The sequence below is a fragment of the Streptomyces sp. M2CJ-2 genome (assembly GCF_016757295.1).
In the GTDB taxonomy this organism is placed as follows: domain Bacteria; phylum Actinomycetota; class Actinomycetes; order Streptomycetales; family Streptomycetaceae; genus Streptomyces.
The window spans coordinates 75609-97727 of sequence record NZ_JAESIF010000016.1; the positions used below are offsets into that span (position 1 = coordinate 75609).

Genomic DNA, 22119 nt, shown 5'->3' on the forward strand with positions numbered 1-22119 from the left:
GGGAAACGATCCTCTCCTACGGGTTCTGCTGGCTCTGTGGGCTCTGTGGGCTCTGTGGTTCCTGGGGTTCGTGTGACGCCTGCGAAGGGGCCGGGCGGCCGGCCGCCCCCGCCCGGCTGCCCGCTCACAGCTTGCCGCCCCGCCCGCCGTCACGCCGGGGCGGCGCGATGAGCGTCGACAGATAGGGCAGGGGCGACCCGTCCAGCTCGGCGGCCGGCCGGACGAACTCCTCCGGCAGCCCGAGGGCCGAACCCCACACGGCGTCGCCGAGCCGCCCGCTCTCCCGCAGCGCCTCGGCCACCTCGCCCGCCCGCCGCCCGAACTTGTAGGCGACGACCGTGCCGGGCCCGGCCAGCGCCTCCTTGAGCACGGCGGCCCCGGCGGTCACCGGCACCAGGGTGAGCGGTTCGGTCCCCTCGGTGAGTACGGCCCCGGAACGCGCCGCCAGATCCTGCATCGCGGTGATCCCCGGCACGGTCTCGACCACCGTCCCCGGCACCGACTCCGCGACGGTCTGGGCGAGATACGTGAACGTCGAGTACACGTTGGGGTCGCCGATGGTCGCGAACGCGACATGGCCCCGCTCCCGCAGCAACCCGGCCACCCGCTCACCGGCCGCGTCCCAGGCAGCCTCGCGCCGCGCCCGGTCGGTGCGCTCGTTCAACGCGAACACCACCCGGACGACCTTCTCCTCGGACACGTAGTGCAGCACGGTCGCCTCGGCCCGCCCCCGCTCACCGCTGTCCATCACGGGGACGACGACGACATCGGCGGCGCGCAGGGCGTTGACGCCCTTGACGGTCACCAGCTCGGGGTCCCCGGGGCCCACCCCGACTCCGATCAGCCTGCTGCTCATGACGTCCGGCACCTCTCCACGAACCGACGGGCGACACCGGGCTCGGACGCCCAGTGCGTGTGCAGGAAGCTCGCGTGCACACCGCGCTGTACAAAACCCTCGACGCGCCGCTCGGGCGCACGCACCCCCCACGCGGGGGCAGCCCCCGCCCCCGGCTCCACGACCGTCCGGTGGAACTCGTGCCCCCGGATCCGCGTCCCGGCGGCGGCCAGCGCGCTGTCGGTCACGGCGACGGCGTCCCGGTAGCCCAGGGTCAGCCGCTCGCTCATCCGCGCTGAGGCGTCCAGCACCCCGCACATGGGCAGCCCGTCCAACTCCCGGCACAGATACAGCAGCCCCGCACACTCGGCGGCGACCGGCGCACCGCTCAAAGCCAGTTCGGCAACGGCCTTACGCAACGCCTCGTTGGCGGACAGCTCGGAGGCGTACACCTCGGGAAACCCGCCACCGATCACCAACCCACCGGTCCCGTCCGGCAGTTCCTCGTCCCGTAGCGGATCGAAGACGACGACCTCGGCTCCGGCGGCGGCGAGCAACTCGGAGTGCTCGGCGTAGGAAAACGTGAACGCGGCCCCACCGGCGACGGCGACCCGAATCAGCGGGTCCGCAGGCGCAGCCCCCTGGGGCGAGGAACCCAAGACCTCAGCCGCCTCCCACGCAGCACACGACAACGCACCCGCACCCCGCGCCAGCGCGACCAACCCCTCCAGATCGCACCCCGCCTCCACCTGCGCGGCCATGGCCGCAACCGCCCCGACCGCCGCGGCCCCCCGCTCGGCGACCGGCACCAGCCCCAGATGCCGCGACGGCGTCTCGACCTGGGCGGCCCGCCGCAGCACACCCAGCACGGGCACGCCGACGGAGTCCAGCGCCTCCCGCAGCAACGCCTCGTGCCGGGCCGACGCGACCTTGTTCAGGATCACGCCCCCGACCCGCACCTCCGGATCCCACGTCACGAACCCGTGCACCAACGCCGCCACCGACCGCGACTGCGACGACGCGTCCACGACCAGCACCACCGGTGCCCGCAGCAGCTTCGCCACATGGGCCGTGGACGCCAACTCGCCTTCCCCCGAAGCCCCGTCGTACAGCCCCATCACGCCCTCGACGACGGCGATGTCGCACCCGCGAGCCCCGTGCAGGAACAGCGGACCGACCAGCTCCGGACCGCACAGGTACGCGTCGAGGTTGCGTCCCACCCGTCCCGTGGCGAGCGCGTGGTACCCGGGGTCGATGTAGTCCGGCCCGACCTTGTGCGGGGACACCGCGAGCCCCCGCGCGGTGAGCGCGGCCATCAACCCCGTGGCGACGGTGGTCTTGCCGCTGCCCGAAGAGGGCGCGGCAATCACCAACCGGGGTACGGAGGTCACCACTCGATGCCCCTCTGCCCCTTCTGCCCGGCGTCCATGGGGTGCTTGACCTTGGACATGTCGGTCACCAGGTCGGCGAACTCCACGAGCTCGTCGGGCGCGTTCCGCCCGGTGATCACCACATGCTGCGTCCCCGGCCGGTCCCGCAGCACCGACACGACCTCGTCGGTGTCGATCCACCCCCAGTGCATCGGGTACGCGAACTCGTCCAGCACGTACAGCTTGTACGTCTCGGCGGCCAGGTCGCGCTTGACCTGTTCCCAGCCCTCGCGGGCCTTCTCCTCGTTGTCCATCTGCGCGTCCCGCTGGACCCAGGACCAGCCCTCGCCCATCTTGTGCCAGTCGACGCTGCCACCCTCACCGGAGGCGCCGAGCACCCGCAGCGCGTTCTCCTCGCCGACCTTCCACTTCGCCGACTTGACGAACTGGAACACCCCGATCGGCCACCTCTGGTTCCAGGCCCGCAGCGCCAGCCCGAACGCGGCGGTCGACTTGCCCTTGCCGATACCCGTGTGCACCACGACCAGCGGCCGGTTGCGCCGCTGACGCGTCGTCAGCCCGTCGTCCGGTACGACACTCGGCTGCCCCTTCGGCATTACGCGGCCCTCCTCGAAGTCCCCTGTACGTCCCTGACCAGCCCGGCGATGGAGTCCGCCCGCAGTTCGTCCAGCGTCACCGCCGTACCGCCCAGCTCACCCGCGAGCTGTCCGGCGAGCCCCAGCCGCACCGGCCCCGACTCGCAGTCCACGACCACGGACGCGGTTCCGTCGGCGGCGAACAGCCGCGCCGCCCGCCCGGCGAGGGCGACCGGCTCGGTCCCACCCGTCGCCCGACCACCACCCCGGCCGGAGGCGCTTCGCGCCGCCCCTCCGTCTGTGGCCCGCCCGTCCGTCACCACGACCACCAGCGCCCGCCGCGCCGGGTCCCGCAACCGCTCCACCCGCAGCACGTCGTGCGCCTTGAGCAGCCCGGCCGCCAGCGGCGTACGCCCACCCGTCGGCAGCGACTCCAGCCGGGCCGCCGCCGCGTCCACCGACGACGTGGGCGGCAGGGCGACATCGGCCGCCGACCCCCGGAAGGTGACCAGCCCCACCTTGTCCCGCCGCTGATAGGCGTCCAGGAGCAACGACAGCACGGCGCCCTTCACGGCGCTCATCCGCTGCCGCGCGGCCATCGACCCGGAGGCGTCGACGACGAAAAGGACGAGATTGGACTCGCGCCCCTCCCGCGTCGCCTGCCGCAGATCGTCCCGCCGCACCACCAGCCCGGGCCCCGACCGGCCCCGGGCCCGCTGATGCGGGGCCGCCGCCCGCACGGTCGCCGAGAGGTGCAACTTGGTCAGCGCTCCCTGCGGCCGCCGGGCCCCGGTGGTCCGCCCCTGCTCGGTCCGGGCACGGGAACGCCGCCCGGCGGCGCCCTGGCCGATGCCCGGGACGTTCAGCACCTTCGTCCGGAACGGCTCCCCGGCCCGTACGGCGGACTGCTCCCCGGCACCGGGTCCCGCCTGCGGCTCCCCGCCCTCACCGGCCTCGGGCCGGGCAGCGGTGTCACCATCGCCCTGAGGGCCCTCATCGGGCGCCGGCTGCCCGCCCGGGCCACCGCCGGGTCCCGGGTCGGGATCGTCGTCGCCCCCGTCCTCACCAGGTCCGCCGAACTCCTCCAGCGTCTCGTCGAGCTTGTCCTCGTCGAGTCCGGGCGCGTCGAACGGCGAACGACGCCTGCGGTGCGGCAGCGCCAGCAGCGCGGCCTGCCGCACGTCCTCGGCGAGCACGTCGGTGCGCCCGGCCCAGGCCGCCAGCGCGGTCGCGGTCCGCGCCATCACGATGTCGGCGCGCATGCCGTCCACCTCGAAAGCGGCACAGGTCGCCGCGATCTGCCGCAGGGCCGCGTCGCCGAGGCGCACCGACGGCAGCAGCTCCCGCGCCGCCACGATCCGCGCCCGTACGGCAGCCTCCTCGTCAGCCCAGCGGGCGGCGAAGCCGGTCGGGTCGTCGTCGTACGCCAGCCGCCGCCGGACGACCTCCACCCGCTGGTCGGGCTCCCGCGAGGCGGCGACCTCGACGGTCAGCCCGAACCGGTCGAGGAGCTGGGGCCGCAGCTCGCCTTCCTCCGGATTCATGGTCCCGACGAGCAGGAAGCGCGCGGCGTGCCGTACGGAGACACCCTCGCGCTCGACGTACGAGGCACCCATCGCCGCCGCGTCCAACAACAGGTCGACCAGATGGTCATGGAGGAGGTTGACCTCGTCGACGTACAGGATCCCGCGGTGCGCGTCGGCCAGCAGGCCCGGTTCGAACGCCTTGACGCCCTCGGAGAGCGCCCGCTCGATATCGAGCGCACCCACCAGCCGGTCCTCGGAGGCACCGACGGGCAGCTCGACCATCCGCGCCGACCGCGACTCGAACGCCCCCGGCTCGTGCGGCCCGTCCGGGCATGCGGGGTCGGGGGAGCCGGGGTCGCAGGAGAAACGGCATCCGGAGACGACGTCCACCGTCGGCAGGAGCGCCGAAAGGGCGCGCACGGCAGTGGACTTGGCGGTGCCTTTCTCCCCGCGGACCAGTACGCCACCGACCTGCGGTGACACCGCGTTGAGCAGCAGCGCGAGCCGTAGGTCGTCCTGACCGACAACGGCCGCGAACGGGAACGGGGTGGTCACTTGTCGTCGCCCTCCAAGTCGCCTTCGAGCTCCAGATAGGTGGCACGCAGCCGCTCGAGCGTGTCCGCGTCCGGCTCCGCCCACAGGCCGCGGTCCGCCGCCTCCAGCAACCTCTCCGTGATGCCGCGCAGGGCCCAGGGATTGGACTTCCGCATGAAGTCCTGGTTCTCGGCGTCGAAGACGTACTCGGCGCTGAGCTTCTCGTACATCCAGTCGTCCACGACCCCGGCCGTGGCGTCGTACCCGAAGAGGTAGTCCACAGTGGCCGCCATCTCGAAAGCACCCTTGTAGCCGTGCCTTCTCATGGCGCTCATCCAGCGGGGGTTGACCACTCGCGCCCGGAAAACGCGGTGCGTCTCCTCGCCCAGCGTGCGCGTCTTCACCTGGTCCGGTGTCGCCGAGTCCCCGACGTACGCCTCCGGGCTCGCACCCGTCAGGTGCCGCACCATCGCGACCATGCCGCCGTGGTACTGGAAGTAGTCGTCCGCGTCGACGAGGTCGTGCTCACGCGTGTCGACATTTTTCGCGGCCACCGCGATCCGCCGGAACGCCGTCTCCATGTCGCCGCGCGCCGCCCGCCCGTCGAGCCCGCGCCCGTAGGCATAGCCGCCCCAGACCGCGTACACCTCGGCGAGGTCCGCGTCGCTGCGCCAGTTCCGCGCGTCGATCAGCGGCAGCAGACCGGCGCCGTACGCGCCCGGCTTGGAGCCGAAGATGCGGGCCGTGGCCCGGCGCCGGTCGCCGTGCTCGGCGGTGTCCTCGTCGGCGTGGGCGCGGACGTAGTTCTGCTCGGCGGGTTCGTCCAGCTCCGCCACCGCCCGTACCGCGTCGTCGATCAGTCCCACGACGTGCGGGAACGCGTCCCGGAAGAAGCCGGAGATGCGGACCGTGACGTCGATGCGCGGCCGGCCCAGCTCCTCCAGCCCGACCACCTCGAAGCCGGTCACCCGGCGCGAGGCGTCGTCCCACACCGGACGGCAGCCCAGCAGTGCCAGGATCTCGGCGATGTCGTCGCCCTGGGTGCGCATCGCGGACGTGCCCCACACCGTCAGGCCGACGGACTTCGGATACTCACCCGTGTCCTGCAGGTACCGCTGCACCAGGGAGTCCGCCAGCGACTGCCCGACCTCCCAACTCAGCCGGGACGGAATCGCCTTGGGGTCGACGGAGTAGAAGTTCCGGCCGGTCGGCAGGACGTTGACCAGTCCGCGCGTCGGTGAACCCGACGGGCCCGCCGGGACGTAACCGCCGTTCAGCGCCCGCAGGATGTGCCCGATCTCGTCCGTGGTCCGGGCGAGCCGGGGGACGACCTCGGTGCAGGCGAACTCCACCACGGCCACCGCGTCCGGGAGTTCGGCGCCCAGCACCTCGCGCACCAGCGGCGCGCTCTGCTCGACCGCCCAGCCGCGCTCCTCCATGCCCTCCGCGATCCGCCGGCACAGCTGCTCCAGCAGGTCGATCGCGTCGGAGGCCGACCGCGCCGGACCGTCCACCAGGTCCGTCAGCTCGGCCGGCACCTTCAGCGGGGCGCCCGGCTCGGCCAGCAGTTCCTTCTCCACCAGGCCGAAGTGCTCGGCCAGCGAGGCCCGCAGGCCAGGCAGCGCGTTCGCCTGTCCGCCCCACACCTGCGAGGCGCGCAGCACCGCGAGCACCAGGTTGACGCGCGGCTCGCCGACCGGGCCGCCGCCCAGGATGTGCAGTCCGTCGCGGATCTGCACGTCCTTGATCTCGCACAAGTAGCCGTCGATGTGCATGACGAACGAGTCGAAGTCGTCGTCGTCCGGCTGCTCGTCGACGTGCAGGTCGTGGTGCAGCTGCGCGGCGGTGACCAAGGTCCAGATCTGCGCCCGTACCGCCGGGGCCTTGTCCGGGTCCAGGTCGGAGACCAGGGCGTACTCGTCGAGGAGCTGCTCCAGCTTCGCCAGGTCGCCGTAGGTGTCGGCGCGGGCCATCGGCGGGACGAGGTGGTCGACCACCGTCGCGTGTCCGCGCCGCTTGGCCTGGGTGCCCTCGCCGGGGTCGTTGACGATGAACGGGTAGATCAGCGGGAGGTCGCCGAGGACGGCGTCCGGAGCGCAGCCCGCGCTCAGCCCGAGGCCCTTGCCCGGCAGCCACTCCATGGTGCCGTGCTTGCCCATGTGCACGATCGCGTCGGCGCCGAAACTGTTCTCCAGCCACCGGTAGGCGGCCATGTAGTGGTGCGACGGCGGCATGTCGGGGTCGTGGTAGATGGCGATGGGGTTCTCGCCGAAGCCGCGCGGCGGCTGGATCATGACCACGACGTTCCCGAACTGGAGGGAGGCCAGCACGATGTCGTCGCCGTCGACGTACAGCGAGCCCGGCGGCTCGCCCCACGCCTCGGTCATCGCGTCCCGCAGCGCCGGGTCCAGCTTCTCGAACCAGGCCCGGTAGTCCGCGAGCGGCACCCGTGCGGGCGCGGCGGCCAGCTGGTCCTCCGTCAGCCACTCCACGTCGTGGCCGCCCGCCTCGATGAGCCGGTGGATCAACTCGTCGCCGTTGTCCGGGTACCCGTGCACCCCGTACCCCGCGTCCCGCAGCGCGTCCAGCACCCGTACCGCCGAGGCGGGGGTGTCGAGCCCCACCGCGTTGCCGACGCGGGAGTGCTTGGTCGGGTAGGCGGTGAAGACCAGCGCGAGCTTCTTCTCCGCGTTGTCCAGGTGCTTCAGCCGGGCGTGCCGTACGGCGATCCCGGCGACGCGCGCGGCCCGCCCGGGGTCGGCGACGTAGACCGGGACCTCGTCGGGGCCCTGCTCCTTGAAGGAGAACGGGACCGTGATCAGCCGTCCGTCGAACTCCGGGATGGCGACCTGCATCGCCGCGTCCATGGGGGAGAGGGCGGCGTCCGACTCCTCCCAGGCGGCGCGTGACGAGGTCAGGCACAGCCCCTGCAGCACCGGGACGTCCAGGTCGGCGAGCGCCCCGATGTCCCAGGCCTCGTCCTCGCCGCCCGCCGACGCCTGCGAGGCGTGCGTGCCGCCGGCCGCGAGCACGGTGGCGACCAGGGTGTCCGTCCGCCCGAGGATCTCGTACAGCCCGGGGTCGGCGCCGCGCAGCGAACCGCAGTACACCGGCAGGGCGTTGGCGCCGTGTGCCTCGATCGCCTCGCAGAGCGTGTCCACGAAGGCGGTGTTGCCGCTCAGTTCGTGGGCGCGGTAGAAGAGCACGCCGACGGTCGGACGGTCCGGCGACACGGTACGGGAGCCGTGCACCCCGTACTCCGGCATCCGGCGCGGCTCCTCGAAGCCCTCGCCGGTGAGCAGCACGGTGTCGGACAGGAACCGGGCCAGCTCGGCCAGGTTGTCCGGGCCGCCCTCCACCAGATACTTCAGTGCCTCCGCCACGACGCCCGCGGGCACCGACGACTCGGCCATCAGCTCCGCGTCCGGCACCGCCTCGCCGCCGAGCAGCACCGTCGGGATCCCGGACGCCCGGAGCGCCGCGAGCCCGTCCTCCCAGGCGCGTTTGCCGCCCAGCAGCCGTACGACGGCGAGGTCCGCGCCGTCGAGCAGCGCGGGCAGTTCGGCCGCCACGTCCACGCGGGTCGGGTTGCCGATCCGGTAGGAGACGCCGGTGGCGGCGCGGGCCGCCAGCAGGTCCGTGTCGGCGGTCGACAACAACAACACTGTGCTCATGCGGGCGCTCCCGGTGGAATGAAAGGCAGTCCTTGCGGCGCGCCCGACTCGATGAGCCGCCAGAGCGCGTCCGTGTCCGCGTGCTGTTCGATCAGGTCGCCGAGCCGGTCGAGCTGCTCCTCGCGCAGCGCGGCGAACGAGGTGTCGGGGGCCGGCACGAAACGGCGCCCCGCGGCGGCGGCCACCTCCCGCAGGAAGGCCCGCCGGAAACCGTCCGACTCCAGCGAGCCGTGCCAGTGCGTGCCCCAGGTCTGCCCGACCCGGCAGCCGTCCAGGCTGTGTCCACTGTCATCGGAGATGAACGCTGCGCCTCCCCGCACGTCGGCGACTCCGTGGTGGATCTCGTACCCCTCGACGGGCTCCCCGAGGGCTTCCCCGACGGGGCGGGTCAGCGTCTTCTCCCGCGCGAACCGCACCCGCACGGGCAGCAGTCCGAGCCCGTCGACGTGCCCGGCGCGGCTTTCGACCTCGTCCTCGATGTGCTCGCCGAGGATCTGGTAGCCCCCGCAGATCCCCAGCACGGGCCGCCCCTCGGCCGCCCGCCGCCGCAGGGCGTCCGCCAGCCCCCGCTCGCGCAGCCACTGAAGGGCCCGCACGGTTCCGCGGGTCCCCGGCAGGACGACGAGGTCGGCGTCGGCCAGTTCCTCGGGCCGGTCCACGAACCGCACGACGACGCCCGGTTCGGCGGCCAGCGCGTCCACGTCCGTGAAGTTGGACATCAGCGGCACCGCGCACACGGCGACCCGCAGCACGTCCTCGCCGACCGGCGGGGCGACGGCCGACTCCCGCACGGCACCGCGCAACGACACGGCCAGCCCGTCCTCCTCGTCGATGCCGAGCCCGTGCCGGAAGGGCAGCACGCCGTACGTGTGCCGCCCGGTCAGACCGTGCAGCATGTCGAGGCCCGGCTCCAGCAGCGTCACGTCGCCCCGGAACTTGTTCACCAGGAACCCGGCGACCAGCGCCTGGTCCTCGGGGGAGAGCAGGGCGACGGTGCCGAAGAAGGAGGCGAAGACCCCGCCGCGGTCGATGTCGCCGACGACGAGGACGGGGAGCCCGGCGTTCCTGGCGATCCCCATGTTCACGATGTCGGTGCGCCGCAGGTTGATCTCGGCCGGGCTGCCGGCCCCCTCACAGATCACCGCGTCATACGTGCCCCGCAACTGTGCGAGGCAGTCCAGCACCGTGCCCAGCAACTGTTGTTGCCGTCCGCCGTGGTAGCCGCGCGCGCTCAGTTCGCCGACCGGCCTGCCCAGCAGCACCACCTGGCTGCTCCGCTCGCCGCCCGGCTTGAGCAGCACGGGGTTCATCAGTGCGGTCGGCTCGACCCGGCAGGCCTGGGCCTGCATGGCCTGGGCCCGCCCGATCTCGGCGCCCTCGCGCGTCACGAACGAGTTCAGCGACATGTTCTGCGCCTTGAACGGCGCGACCTTGACACCCTGCCGTACCAGCCACCGGCAGATCCCGGCGGTCACGACGCTCTTGCCGGCGTCCGAGGTGGTACCGGCGACCAGCAGACCCCCACCGCTCATGACCTGTGCCCCTTCCCGGCGATCCGCGTACCGACGATCCGCGCTGCGGCACCGACGCCGAGCGCCAGCCAGCCGACGCGCCGCGAGAGCCGTACCGCCCGGTCGATGTCCGCCACGGCCACGGGACGGCCGGCGCCGTTGAGGACGGGCCGGTGTTCGACCCGCCCGGCGTAGGACAGCGTTCCGCCGAGCCGCACGCCGAGCGCGCCCGCGAAGGACGCCTCCACGGGGCCGGCGTTGGGGCTGGGGTGCTTCGCGGCATCCGCGCGCCACGCCCGGAGGGCGCCCCGCGGGTCCGGCCCGGCGACCGCGGCGAGTACGGCGGTCAGCCGCGCCCCGGGCCACCCGGCGACGTCGTCGAGGCGGGCGGAGGCCCAGCCGTAGCGCCGGTACCGGGGCGACTTGTGGCCGACCATGGCGTCCAGGGTGTTGACGGCCCGGAACCCGAGCAGTCCCGGCACCCCGGCGACGGCGCCCCACACCAGGGCGCCCACCACGGCGTCGGAGGTGTTCTCGGCGACGGACTCCACCACCGCGCGGGCGATCCCGTCGGCGTCCAGCGCCTGCGGATCCCGCCCGCACAGGTGCGGCAGCCGTGCCCGCGCCGCCTCGATGCCCTCGGCGGTCCCGGCCTGAAGGGCCCGCCCGATGGTGCGGGCCTCGACCGCCAGCGACGTCCCGCCGACGACGGCCCAGGTGGCGGCGCCGGTCAGGGCGACCGAGGCGGCGGGGGAGGAGCGTACGCACCGGGTGGCAAGGCTCCCCAGAGCGACGGCCCCACCGACGCAGACGGCGGTGTGCAACGCGCCCCGGCCGCGGTCGTCCCGCCACAGCATCCGTTCCACGGCAGCCGCGGCCCGCCCGAAAGCGGCGACCGGATGCCCCCGGCGGGGATCGCCGAGAAGCAGGTCGCCGAGGAGGCCGGCGGCGGCGCCGTACGCGAACTCGCGATCGGCACCCACGGGTTCAGCCGGTGGGGGATCCGGTGGAGATGTCCGCCCCGAGCCGGGGTGGGGCGTCGCTGGTCGACCTCGACGGGCAGCCGGGCATGGTGATATGTCCTCACTCAGGGTGTCCACGCCCTGGTTCGACGAGACCGGCGGTGAGAGTTCCTGGCTCCCGGGGTGTTCACCCCGGTGACAGTGGCGGGACCGCGCCGGACTTCCACCGGCTTCCTCTCCTGCCGCCGCATTGGCATTCGGCAGTCCACCACGGTCCGGAAGAACCGTCAACCTGCCTTTGACCTGCGAGGCTGAAGTGTGCTGAGGCCCACAGAGGGGTTCCGGTGGGGGAACGCGAACGGGCGGTGCGGGGCGCGAAGCCCCGCACCGCCCGTCGGACGGAGACGACCCTGATCAGGCCGTGATCAAGCCATGATCAGGCCATGATCAGATAGATCCCGTACGCCACCGCCGCCGTGCAGGCCGCGAAGCAGGCGTAGGCGCCGGCGACCGCCAGGGCCGCGGACCGGCCCTGGGCCACGGCCCGCTCATGGCGGGACAGGCCGACGATGCCGAGGGTGAACAGGGCCACCAGGGCCACGGTGACCACGAGGCTGACGCCGAAGACGGAACCGAGGGCCGCCCAGTCGATCTTCATGGTGCTCTTCTTCCTTCGTGTCTTCCTTCGTGCCGAGGCGCGGTCAGACGGTGGTCTTGGCGGCCGGGTCGGTGGGGGCCGGGGCCGGGATGGTGGCCGAGAGCTCCTCGGCCGGGCTGCCGGCCGGGGGCGGGGTCACCGCGGCCATGGCGGCGGTCACCACGCCGGCCGGCTCCTCGGCGGTGGCGGCCGAACCGTCGGCGGCATCGTGGTCGTTGACGTTGGTGTGGTCGACGATCTCCCGCCGGGAGATCTTCCAGATCGCCGCGCTGGAGGCGACCAGGAAGACGGCGACGACGGCGGTGCCCCAGCTGCCGGCTCGGCAGACCAGTTCGGCGATGGCCCCGACCAGGGCCGCCGCCGGCAGCGTCAGGCCCCAGGCGACGAACATCCGGGTGGCCGTCGACCAGCGGACGACACCGCCCTTGCGGCCCAGGCCCGCACCCATCACGGCACCGGAGACCGAGTGCGTGGTGGAGAGGGAGAAACCGAGGTGGGAGGAGGCCAGGATGACCGTCGCGGCGCTGGTCTGGGCGGCGAAGCCCTGCTGCGGCTGGAGGTCCGTCAGACCCTTGCCCATCGTGCGGATGATGCGCCAGCCGCCGAGGTAGGTGCCGAGCGCGATGGCGACGCCCGCGGACACGATGACCCACAGGGGCGGGTCGGAGTCCGGGGCGAGGGTGCCGCCGGCGACCAGGGCCAGGGTGATGATGCCCATCGTCTTCTGCGCGTCGTTGGTGCCGTGGGCCAGCGAGACGAGGCCGGCGGAGGCGATCTGACCCGCCCGGTAGCCCTTCTCGGACGCCTTGCCGTCGGCCTTCTTGCCCAGACGGTAGGTCAGCCGCGTCGCGAACATCGCGGCGAGGCCGGCGACCAGCGGCGCGGCGATCGCGGGGATCAGCACCTTGGTGACCAGGACGTCACCGTGCACCGCGCCGAAGCCCGCCGAGGCGACGGTGGCGCCGATCAGGCCGCCCATCAGGGCGTGCGAGGAACTGGACGGCAGACCGACCAGCCAGGTCAGGAGGTTCCAGAGGATCGCGCCGACCAGTGCGGCGAAGATGACCTCGGGACGGATGCCGGCCTCGTCGACGAGGCCTTTGGAGATCGTGTTGGCGACCTCCACGGAGAGGAAGGCGCCCACCAGGTTCAGCACGGCGGACATGGCCACCGCGACCTTGGGCTTGAGAGCACCGGTCGAAATGGTTGTCGCCATCGCGTTCGCGGTGTCGTGGAAACCGTTCGTGAAATCGAACGCGAGTGCGGTTACCACCACAATCGCGAGGATCAGCGAGAAGCTTTCCATTTACCCAGGCAATCGTTCGAAGTCATTGGCGCGTTGAACGTAGGTAACCTGAGTGAACAGAAGATGAACTGGAACGGGCGTCTGGATGACCGTGATGGGTGCGACAGCTCCGCCGGACGGCGGTATGTCCACCTTGGCCCGCCCGCGGCGGTGCGGCTGAAGGGCTGTGACTCCGTCGACGGGCGTCCGCGGCCGGCCGCGGAGCCGTTGAAGAGACCTTCGTCACCCGGCAGGATCACGGCATGACCGAGCAGCGACGGGACGTGAGTGACGAGGAGACGCGCGCCTGGACCGGCCTCGTCGAGGCCGCCCGCCGGACCGTCTCCGACGGGCTGGTCGTCGGCACCTCCGGAAACGTCTCGGTGCGGGTCGGCCTGACCGTGCTGGTCACACCGTCGGGGGTGCCCTACGACCGGCTGACCCCGCACGACGTGACCGGTGTCGACCTCACCGGCCGGCAGGTCCTCGGCACCCTGGTCCCGACCAGCGAGCTGCCCATGCACCTCGCGGTGTACCGCACGACCGGAGCCCGCGCCGTGGTGCACACGCACGCCGTGCACGCGACGGCGGTCTCCACGCTCGTCGACGAACTCCCCCTCGTCCACTACATGGCCGCCGCGCTCGGCGGGCCCGTCCGGGTCGCCCCGTACGCGACGTACGGGACCGACGAGTTGGCCGAGCACATGCTGCGCGCCCTCGACGGCCGCACCGGCTGCCTCCTGAGGAACCACGGCACCCTCACCCACGGCACCACCCTCGACCAGGCCTACGACCGCACCGCCCAGCTGGAGTGGATGTGCAGGCTCTGGCTGGCCGCCTCGTCCGTCCCGGGCCGCTCCCCGGCCCTCCTGTCGGCCGACCAGCTGGCGGAGGTCGCGGACCGCCTGCGGGGCTACGGGCAGCGCGACTGAGTCTCACCCCGGGCGGGACGTCCACTGGCCGGGTGGCTGCTCCGCCGGGACACTGGGTTCCGTGCGCACTGTCAGAGCGACGGCCGCTGCCGTCACCGCCGTGATAGGTGCCGGAGCCGCCGCGGTGGCGGCCGGCCGGCTCGCCAGCGACGCGGCCCTCAAGGCGCCGCCGGGCAGACCGCTGCCCACTGAGCCCCGCCTCACCGTGCACGCCACCGCCGCCGGCCAGATCAGCCTCACCCGGGACCTCGCCGCGCTGCGCCCCGGCCGCTACGGCCTCGCCGGTGACGATTCCCACGCGGTCGTCGGCCCCGTGCTGGAAGGCCTGTCGGACTCCGCCGACACCGTCGTGCGCCGTCTCGAACGCGTCGTGCGGGGCAACCTGAAGCCCGGCGACCGGGCGTGGTTCACCCCGAACCTGTACGTGGGGGACCCGGGCACCGCGCTGGGCCTGGAGCACACCGACGTCGACGTCCTCGGCGAACTCGGCCCCCTTCCCGCCTGGTTCCTGCCGGGCGCCCGGGACACCTGGGTGCTCGCGGTGCACGGCCTCGGCACCACCCGGGAACACCCCATGAACGTCATGGAGTTCCTGCACCGCCGCTACTTCCCGATACTCGCCCCCTCATATCGGGGTGATCCGGGCGCGCCGCGCTCACTCGACGGCCTCAACCACTTCGGCGAGACCGAGTGGCGCGACCTCGACGCGGCGATCCGCCACGCGCTGGACGCCGGTGCCCGGCAGGTCGTCCTGCTCGGCTGGTCCACCGGCGCGACCATGGCGCTGCGTGCCGCAGCCCGTTCCACCCTGCGCGACCGCATCGCCGGGCTCGTCCTCGACTCCCCGGTGCTCAGCTGGGAATCGACCCTGCGCGCCCTCGCCGCCGCCCGCCACACCCCGGGCGTGCTGCTGCCGCTGGCGGTCCGCGCCGCCCAGGGCCGCACCGGCCGCCACGGCGACCGCCGCCCCGGCACCGCGGGGGCGGAACGCGTCGACATCCCCACCCTGATCGTCCACGGCCCCGGCGACGTGGTGGCCCCCTGGCAGCTCTCCCGCCGCCTGGCCGCCGCCCAGCCCAACATGGTCACCCTGCTCACGGTCGAGGACGCTCCGCACGGCGCCATGTGGAACGCCGACCAGGACGCCTACGAAGAGGCCCTGCGCCGTTTCCTCACCCCCCTCGTGTGACCTCCGCGCCTTCCGCACGTGCCCTCCGCGCCCGCCTCGTCCGCTCCGCCGGGCGGCCGGCGGAGCGGGTCCTCGTCGGGGATTCCGCTCGGGCCGCGGCACCGGCTTGTTCCCGCCCTTCGACCGCCCGCGCGACCCGGTGCGTTGGCCCTCTCCGTCGCCGCCCGTGACATTCCGTTTGGGTTTTCGGACCGTCAACCGCAAGACTGCACCCGTGACGTCCCGTATCCCGCGCGACTCCAGGCTTCGACTTGTCCGCCCGCGCCCCCTGGCCGCCGCCCCCAGGGCGATGAACCAGCAGCGCTCGCGCCGTCCTGCGCCGCGCCCTCCGGAAGGCACACCGGCCCCCGCGGAGCTGGCCAGGATGGCACGCTCCGGTCTGGCCGGCGCGGCCCGCGTCGCCCGCTGGGCCGACGCCGCCCTCGGCCCCGGCCGGAGCAGCGCCACCGCCGCCGGCAAGGCCGTCCTCTCCGACGCGACCGCCGACTGGGCGGCCGACGACCTGGGCCTGACCCCGGCTCAGGTCCGGGCCGACTGGGACACGGCCCGGCTCGCCGGTCTGGTCGAGGTGCACGGCGGCACGGCCCGTCCCGGCTGGCGGCTGCGCGCCTGGGACCGCGACGACAGCGCCGTGCTGCGGGGCTGGGTCGCCCTCTTCGACGCCTGGTCGCTGGCCCACCCGGAACCCGAGGACCACGAACCCGCCACCGTCGGCGAGGTCGTCTCGGCCATGCCGCAGGTGCTCTCCTTCCTCCAGCTCTCGGCCGGGCCCGTCCCCGTGCCCCAGCTCCTCGACCTCCTGCAGCAACGGGTCACCGAACTGCGCACGGAGCGCTGCGAGGTCGACTACGCGCCCCACTCCGCCGACACCGCCCACCCCGGGTCCACTCCCGGCCCCGTCGTCCGCTCCGCCCGGCCCGCGCCTGTCGAGCCGGGCGCCGCCGACGCCCCGCTCGCCCCGCTCCTCGAATGGGCCCTGCGCGCCCTCGCCGCGGTGGGCGCCCTCACCTACGGCGAGGGACAGGCCACGCTCACCCCGCTCGGCAGCTGGGCGGTCTGGGTCAAGCTGGAGCAGATCTGCGTCGCCGCGCAGAGCCCCGCCGGGAACATCGAGCAGAGCGCCGAGGACATGCTCCGCGGCTGCGCCCAGCTGCGCCCCAACGCGGCCCGCGCCGAGTACCGCGCCTGGCTCGCCGCCCGCCCGGTCGCCGGCGCCGTCACCGAACTGCTCGACGCCGCCCGGGGCGAGGACGCCCTGCTGCGCGGCCTGGCCTTCGAGGCGCTGCGCGTGGTCGGCGCCCCCGCCGAACCCGAGGTCCGCGCCGTGCACGACGAGCCGACGCTGCGGCCCTACGCCCTGCTGTGGCTGGCCGAGCACGAGGGCGCCGACCCCGAGGACGCCCACCAGGTCCTCACCCGGGACGAGGCCACCTGGCTGTGGGTGGACACCGCTGCCGCGGTCGCCGACCACGGTGAGGCCCCGCTGCTGGTACGACACCTGGAGTCCGCGGTCCAGCCGACCGTCCCCGCGCTGCTGAACGAGGTGCGCGCGGTCGGACACCCGCGCACCGTGCAGGTACTGGTCGCGCTCGCCGCCGCGCACCCCGACCCGGCCCTGGCCAAAGCCGTCCGGCGGGCGGCCTTCCAGGTGCACACCGGAGGCTGACACCGCCGCCGTCCAGCAGAGTCCCGCGAGGTCCCACCGGCCCGGGACCGGGCTCAAGCCCCGGTCCCGGGCGCGTACGTACCGAAGCTCCAGATGTTGCCCTCGAGGTCCCGGGCCGTGTAGTCCCGCGAGCCGTAGTCCTGGTCCGTCGGGGGCATCAGGATCTCCGCGCCCTGTTCCACCGCCCGCCGGTGGTGTGCGTCGACGTCGTCCACGACGACGTACACCCCGCTCGGCCCCGCACCCTTCATCGCCGTGTCGAACACGCCGCCGCGGCCCTGGGACCCCAGCATCACCGCGCCGTTGCCCTGCACCAGCTCGGCGTGCATCACCGCGCCGTCCTCGGCCTCGTACACCGACAGCTCCGTGAAGCCGAAGGCTTCCGTGAGCTGCCGGATCGCCGCCTTCGCGTCCGCGTACAGCAGCGTCGGAAAGATGCTCGGACGCCCGCCGCCCGCACCTGCCACGGCCCCACTCCTCACCTCCCGTCACCTCCCGCAGCCGGATGCTCCGTGACGGGAAAACCATCGGAAACTCGACTTTCCGCCAGTGTGACACCGACCACTGACAACGCCCCGTGACCCGGCCGGGCGCGGGGCACCGCACACCTGCGCACCGGAAAAGTGGTTGCGCGGCCCCGTTAGAATGGCTCGCATGGCCATTCTCCTTGTGCATTAGACGGCGGGAACGCCCTCAGCCGCCCACCGCCGACTTCCCCGGGCTCCGTTCGAGCAGGGGACCCCAACGCCTGGAGTCTGACCCGTGATCTCCGCTTCCGGCATCGAGCTGCGCGCCGGTGCCCGTGTCCTCATCGAAAGCGCCACCTTCCGCGTCACCAAGGGCGACCGGATCGGCCTGGTCGGCCGCAACGGCGCCGGCAAGACCACGCTCACCAAAGTCCTCGCCGGCCAGGGCATCCCCGCCGCGGGCAACGTCACCCGTTCCGGCGAGGTCGGTTACCTCCCCCAGGACCCCCGCACCGGCGACCTCGACGTGCTCGCCCGCGACCGCATCCTCTCCGCCCGCGGCCTGGACGTCCTGATCCGCAAGATGCGCGAGAACGAGCAGCGCATCGCGAACGGACAGGGCGCCACCCGCGAGAAGGCACTCAGGCAGTACGAGCGCCAGGAGACGGAGTTCCTCACCAAGGGCGGGTACGCCGCCGAGGCCGAGGCCGCCACCATCGCCGCCGCGCTGAACCTGCCCGACCGGGTCCTGGGCCAGCCGCTGCACACGCTCTCCGGCGGTCAGCGCCGCCGTGTCGAACTGGCCCGCATCCTGTTCTCCGACGCGGACACCCTGCTGCTCGACGAGCCGACCAACCATCTCGACGCCGACTCGATCGTCTGGCTGCGCGACTACCTCAAGACCTACCGCGGCGGCTTCATCGTCATCTCCCACGACGTCGACCTGGTCGAGACGGTCGTCAACAAGGTGTTCTACCTGGACGCCAACCGTTCCACCATCGACATCTACAACATGGGCTGGAAGCTCTACCAGCAGCAGCGCGAGGCCGACGAGAAGCGCCGCAGGCGCGAGCGGCAGAACGCCGAGAAGAAGGCCGCGGCCCTCAACGCCCAGGCCGACAAGATGCGTGCCAAGGCCACCAAGACGGTCGCCGCGCAGAACATGGCCCGCCGCGCGGAGCGCCTGCTGTCCGGCCTCGAGGACGTCCGCCAGTCGGACAAGGTCGCCAAGCTGCGCTTCCCCGCCCCGGCACCCTGCGGCAAGACCCCGCTGACCGCCGAGGGCCTGTCGAAGTCGTACGGCTCCCTCGAGATCTTCACCGACGTCGGCCTGGCCATCGACAAGGGCTCCCGGGTCGTCATCCTCGGCCTCAACGGTGCGGGCAAGACCACCTTGCTGCGCCTCCTCGCCGGAGTGGAACAGCCCGACACCGGCATGGTCGTGCCCGGCCACGGGCTCAAGGTCGGCTACTACGCGCAGGAGCACGAGACCCTCGACCAGGACCGCACGGTGCTGGAGAACATGCGCTCCGCCGCGCCCGACATGGACCTCGTCGAGGTCCGCAAGGTGCTCGGCTCGTTCCTGTTCTCCGGCGACGACGTCGACAAGCCCGCCGGTGTCCTCTCCGGCGGCGAGAAGACCCGTCTCGCGCTCGCGACCCTCGTGGTCTCCTCGGCGAACGTGCTCCTCCTCGACGAGCCCACCAACAACCTCGACCCGGCCAGCCGCGAGGAGATCCTCGGCGCGCTGCGCACCTACAAGGGCGCGGTCGTCCTGGTCACCCACGACGAGGGAGCCGTCGAGGCGCTCCAGCCGGAGCGGATCATCCTGCTGCCGGACGGCGTCGAGGACCTGTGGGGCGCCGACTACGCGGACCTCGTCGCCCTCGCCTGAGCGGCCGCGGGCCGCCCGCGCGCGTGCCGGCAGGTGCGACCGCGGGAGTGACTGCTGACATGATCGACGGCGTGATCCACCGCGTATGGATCATTCGGCCCATCGGTGATCCATCATTCGTGTGAGATCTCCTCGTACCGAGGTGTGTCCGCCACGCGTTTCGCGGCCGAGCCCCTGATCCACCGGAGCTCGGCCGCGACGCCTTTCTGACCTGGGAATTCGCGGGACAACCCGTTCGGTGGCGCCGTCGGCATCCGGTGGAATCCATTGCTCCGTTTGTGGGGATGAACTCCTGTCGTCACAACCTTGTCGCACGGACCTTGCCGAATGGGTGGCCATCGCGCCCGAGAGGGGTGATCATGAGGAGACCAGAGCGCACTTCCCATGAGGAGGCACGGGTGGCCGAGACTCTGAAGAAGGGCAGCCGGGTGACCGGCGCCGCGCGCGACAAGCTCGCGGCAGACCTGAAGAAGAAGTACGACGCCGGTGCGAGCATCCGGGCGTTGGCCGAGGAAACCGGCCGCTCGTATGGCTTTGTGCACCGCATGCTCAGCGAGTCGGGCGTCACGCTCCGAGGGCGTGGCGGGGCGACGCGAGGCAAGAAGGCCCCTTCGGCCTGATTCCGGGCGCCGCCTTTCGACCCGATGGTGGCCACCCGGTCGGCCGACCGGCCGGCCGGGTGGTTACTGTGCAGTCACTTGGCTGTGCCGCAGGACGGCTCGACGCCGTCGTGCGGCGCGGAAGACGACCGCACCCATCGGAGGCGCCCCATGGCTTCGTCCGCCCAGGACCTCGGTCCGGTACTCGACAAGGACGGCGTACGGCTCACCGTCGACGACGCGATCGCCACGGTGACGCTGACCAACCCGGCCAAGCGCAACGCGCAGAGCCCCGCTCTGTGGCGCGCGCTGACCGAGGCGGGTCGGCTGCTGCCGGGCTCCGTCCGGGTCGTGGTGCTCCGGGGTGAGGGCAAGTCCTTCTCCGCCGGCCTCGACCGGCAGATGCTCACGCCCGAGGGAATCGAGGGTGAGTCCTCGTTCGTCGACCTCGCGCGCAGCGGGGAGGCCGAGCTCGACGCGACCATCGCCGAGTACCAGGAGGCGTTCACCTGGTGGCGGCGCAGCGACCTCGTGTCCGTCGCGGCCGTGCAGGGACACGCCATCGGAGCCGGTTTCCAGCTGGCCCTCGCCTGTGACCTGCGGATCGTCGCGGACGACGCCCAGTTCGCCATGCGCGAGACCAGCCTGGGACTGGTACCGGACCTGACCGGCACGCATCCGCTGGTCGGGCTCGTCGGGTACGCCCGCGCGCTGGAGATCTGCGTGACCGGGCGGTTCGTCACGGCCGAGGAGGCCGTGAGCACCGGGCTGGCCAACCTCGCCGTGCCGGGCGACGAACTGGACTCGGCGGTGCGCGACCTCGCGGCCGCGCTGCTGGCCGCGCCCCGCGACGCCGTGATCGAGACGAAGGCGCTCCTGGGCGGCGCCCGGGAGCGTACGTACGAGGAGCAGCGGGTCGCCGAGCGCGCGGCCCAGGGCCGCAGGCTGCGGGATCTGGCCGGTCTCGGCGAGTGAGGGGACCTGCGCCTCACCGATGAGGAACCGGGAGGCGCGGGTGAGGCGCGGGGGGAGTGTCAGTCGAGTGCCGTGACCAGTACCGCCACCGTCGGATGATCCGGCAGGGCGGCCGACACCGTCGAGCGGACCGCCCGGGCCACGTCCACCGCCCGGTGGTCCGCCAGGACGGCGAGGTCCACGCGCGCGTGGCGGCGGGCCAGGGAGGCCCCGCCGGGCTGCTGGTGAGCCGTCAGGTGCACCGGGCGGCCCAGGGTGCCCGTCAGCCGGGCCACCCCCGGGACGGCGAGCGCCGCGGCGGCCACCCGGCTCCCGTCGGAGTCACCGGGCTCCGGCGCGCCGAACGGCGAGGCGTCGGCCGACCCGTCCGCCCCCTCCATGGGACCGTCCGCCGCCCCCGCGCCTGACGCCGGGCCCGGAGGCGGCCCGGCCTGCGGGTCCAGCAGTTCGGTCACCCGCAGGTCCACCTCCGCCACCACCAGCCCGATCCGCTCCGCCGCGGCCCGCGACAGCACCGACCGCAGACGGTCCGCCGTCACCGGCAGCGGCTCCGCCGCCGTGGCCGCGAACCGGGCCGTCACCCGCAGCGCGCCCGGCGGCAGGGCGCTCGGCGGGGGCGGCACCACCGGTTCACCGGCGTCCTGAGGGTCGGCGAGCGCGATCCGCAGTCCGTCCACGCGCACGCCCGGTTCGTCCCGCTCCACCGCGCGCCGCAGGGCCTCCCCGGCGGCCGCTTCGGAGATCCACGCACCGTCCCGCGGTCCACCCAGAGGCAGAAGTCTGCCCAGCCCCAACTGCTGTCGCACTGTCCGAGTCCACCGGTCCGCCGTCATTCCTCCAGCCTGCCGCATCCACGGCGCGCTATCACGCAACCGCGCATACGGTGGGCACGTGGACGACGACCGGAAGGGACGTGCGCCGATGACCGACATGACGGAGGGCGGCTCGACGAGGGCCACCGACATCGAGAAGACCGTGCCGGACACCTCCGCGCGCAAGGGGCCGGGCACCCGGCGCGGCGGAGGCGAACCCGCCACCCGTGGCCGCACCACGATCGCCGACGGCGTCGTGGAGAAGATCGCCGGTCTCGCCGCGCGGGACGTGCTCGGCGTGCACACCATGGGCAGCGGCCTGTCCCGGACCTTCGGAGCCGTGCGCGACCGGGTGCCGGGCGGGTCGAAAGCCGTGACGCGTGGAGTGAAGGCCGAGGTCGGCGAGGTACAGACCGCGCTGGATCTGGAGATCGTCGTCGAATACGGCGTGTCCATCAGCGATGTCGCCAGGGACGTGCGGGAGAACGTCATCGCGGCGGTCGAGCGGATGACCGGCCTCGAGGTGGTCGAGGTCAACATCGCGGTGAGCGACGTGAAACTGCCGGAGGAGGAGGAAGAGGAGTCGGAGACCCGTCTCCAGTGAGGCAACCCTCGAGGAGCCGAGGAGCCGAGG

General features: G+C 73.0%; 18 protein-coding genes and 1 riboswitch. Of the genes, 7 read left to right on the plus strand and 11 right to left on the minus strand.

Translation table 11 applies throughout. The features are described from left to right. Positions 1-124: 124 nt before the first annotated feature. The 9 genes from cobI to JL475_RS15315 form a co-directional block, all read right to left on the minus strand. Positions 125-856 carry a precorrin-2 C(20)-methyltransferase gene (cobI, locus tag JL475_RS15275; RefSeq protein ID WP_202278247.1) on the minus strand — a complete coding sequence of 244 codons (732 nt, stop codon included), beginning with the start codon at positions 854-856 and terminating at the stop codon, positions 125-127. Continuing rightward, the gene (locus JL475_RS15280) at positions 853-2229 is read right to left on the minus strand and encodes a cobyrinate a,c-diamide synthase (RefSeq protein ID WP_202278248.1); all 1377 of its coding nucleotides are present in this window, start codon (positions 2227-2229) and stop codon (positions 853-855) included. Before JL475_RS15280 ends, cobI begins: the two co-directional genes overlap by 4 nt. Beyond that, positions 2223-2822, minus strand: a complete 600-nt coding sequence (cobO, locus tag JL475_RS15285; RefSeq protein ID WP_202278249.1) for a cob(I)yrinic acid a,c-diamide adenosyltransferase — start codon at positions 2820-2822, stop codon at positions 2223-2225. Before cobO ends, JL475_RS15280 begins: the two co-directional genes overlap by 7 nt. Continuing rightward, entirely contained in the window at positions 2822-4882 is a 2061-nt protein-coding gene (locus JL475_RS15290; protein ID WP_202278250.1) for a putative cobaltochelatase, read from the minus strand. Before JL475_RS15290 ends, cobO begins: the two co-directional genes overlap by 1 nt. Continuing rightward, positions 4879-8535: a cobaltochelatase subunit CobN gene (gene cobN, locus JL475_RS15295; RefSeq protein ID WP_202278251.1), complete on the minus strand. Its 3657-nt coding sequence runs from the start codon at positions 8533-8535 to the stop codon at positions 4879-4881. Before cobN ends, JL475_RS15290 begins: the two co-directional genes overlap by 4 nt. Further along, entirely contained in the window at positions 8532-10067 is a 1536-nt protein-coding gene (locus JL475_RS15300) for a cobyric acid synthase (protein ID WP_202278252.1), read from the minus strand. Before JL475_RS15300 ends, cobN begins: the two co-directional genes overlap by 4 nt. Next, positions 10064-11029 carry a cobalamin biosynthesis protein gene (locus JL475_RS15305; RefSeq protein WP_202278253.1) on the minus strand — a complete coding sequence of 322 codons (966 nt, stop codon included), beginning with the start codon at positions 11027-11029 and terminating at the stop codon, positions 10064-10066. Before JL475_RS15305 ends, JL475_RS15300 begins: the two co-directional genes overlap by 4 nt. Positions 11030-11151: 122 nt before the next feature. Further along, positions 11152-11292: riboswitch (cobalamin riboswitch) on the minus strand. Between the two features lie 152 nt (positions 11293-11444). Beyond that, a complete protein-coding gene (locus JL475_RS15310; RefSeq protein ID WP_202278254.1) occupies positions 11445-11666 on the minus strand; it encodes a hypothetical protein in 222 nt (73 codons plus the stop codon). 43 nt (positions 11667-11709) lie between these two features. Continuing rightward, a complete protein-coding gene (locus tag JL475_RS15315) occupies positions 11710-12972 on the minus strand; it encodes an inorganic phosphate transporter (protein ID WP_202278255.1) in 1263 nt (420 codons plus the stop codon). Between the two features lie 242 nt (positions 12973-13214). Between JL475_RS15315 and JL475_RS15320 the strand changes: the two genes are divergently transcribed. The 3 genes from JL475_RS15320 (at position 13215) to JL475_RS15330 (ending at position 16738) form a co-directional block, all read left to right on the plus strand. Continuing rightward, positions 13215-13883 (plus strand): class II aldolase/adducin family protein, encoded by a 669-nt coding sequence (locus JL475_RS15320; RefSeq protein ID WP_202278256.1) that lies wholly within the window; start codon positions 13215-13217, stop codon positions 13881-13883. A gap of 61 nt (positions 13884-13944) precedes the next feature. Beyond that, positions 13945-15072 (plus strand): alpha/beta hydrolase, encoded by a 1128-nt coding sequence (locus JL475_RS15325; protein ID WP_202278257.1) that lies wholly within the window; start codon positions 13945-13947, stop codon positions 15070-15072. 214 nt (positions 15073-15286) lie between these two features. Further along, positions 15287-16738 (plus strand): hypothetical protein, encoded by a 1452-nt coding sequence (locus tag JL475_RS15330; RefSeq protein WP_202278258.1) that lies wholly within the window; start codon positions 15287-15289, stop codon positions 16736-16738. Between the two features lie 53 nt (positions 16739-16791). Here the strand turns inward: JL475_RS15330 and JL475_RS15335 are convergent, their stop codons facing one another. Continuing rightward, positions 16792-17205 (minus strand): VOC family protein, encoded by a 414-nt coding sequence (locus JL475_RS15335; protein WP_202278259.1) that lies wholly within the window; start codon positions 17203-17205, stop codon positions 16792-16794. Positions 17206-17500: 295 nt separating this feature from the next. On the opposite strand from JL475_RS15335, the gene abc-f reads away from it, so the two are divergent. From abc-f to JL475_RS15350, 3 genes are all read left to right on the plus strand, one after another. Next, positions 17501-19099 (plus strand): ribosomal protection-like ABC-F family protein, encoded by a 1599-nt coding sequence (abc-f, locus tag JL475_RS15340; RefSeq protein WP_202278260.1) that lies wholly within the window; start codon positions 17501-17503, stop codon positions 19097-19099. Positions 19100-19497: 398 nt separating this feature from the next. Then, complete coding sequence (locus JL475_RS15345) at positions 19498-19719, plus strand: helix-turn-helix domain-containing protein (RefSeq protein WP_029385158.1); 222 nt, start codon at positions 19498-19500, stop codon at positions 19717-19719. Positions 19720-19869: 150 nt separating this feature from the next. Beyond that, positions 19870-20673 (plus strand): enoyl-CoA hydratase/isomerase family protein, encoded by an 804-nt coding sequence (locus JL475_RS15350; RefSeq protein ID WP_202278261.1) that lies wholly within the window; start codon positions 19870-19872, stop codon positions 20671-20673. Between the two features lie 59 nt (positions 20674-20732). Here JL475_RS15350 and JL475_RS15355 read toward each other — a convergent pair whose 3' ends face one another. After that, positions 20733-21506: a nucleopolyhedrovirus P10 family protein gene (locus JL475_RS15355; protein WP_202278262.1), complete on the minus strand. Its 774-nt coding sequence runs from the start codon at positions 21504-21506 to the stop codon at positions 20733-20735. 88 nt (positions 21507-21594) lie between these two features. On the opposite strand from JL475_RS15355, the gene JL475_RS15360 reads away from it, so the two are divergent. After that, positions 21595-22089 (plus strand): Asp23/Gls24 family envelope stress response protein, encoded by a 495-nt coding sequence (locus JL475_RS15360; RefSeq protein WP_202278306.1) that lies wholly within the window; start codon positions 21595-21597, stop codon positions 22087-22089. The last annotated feature ends 30 nt before the right edge of the window (positions 22090-22119 follow it).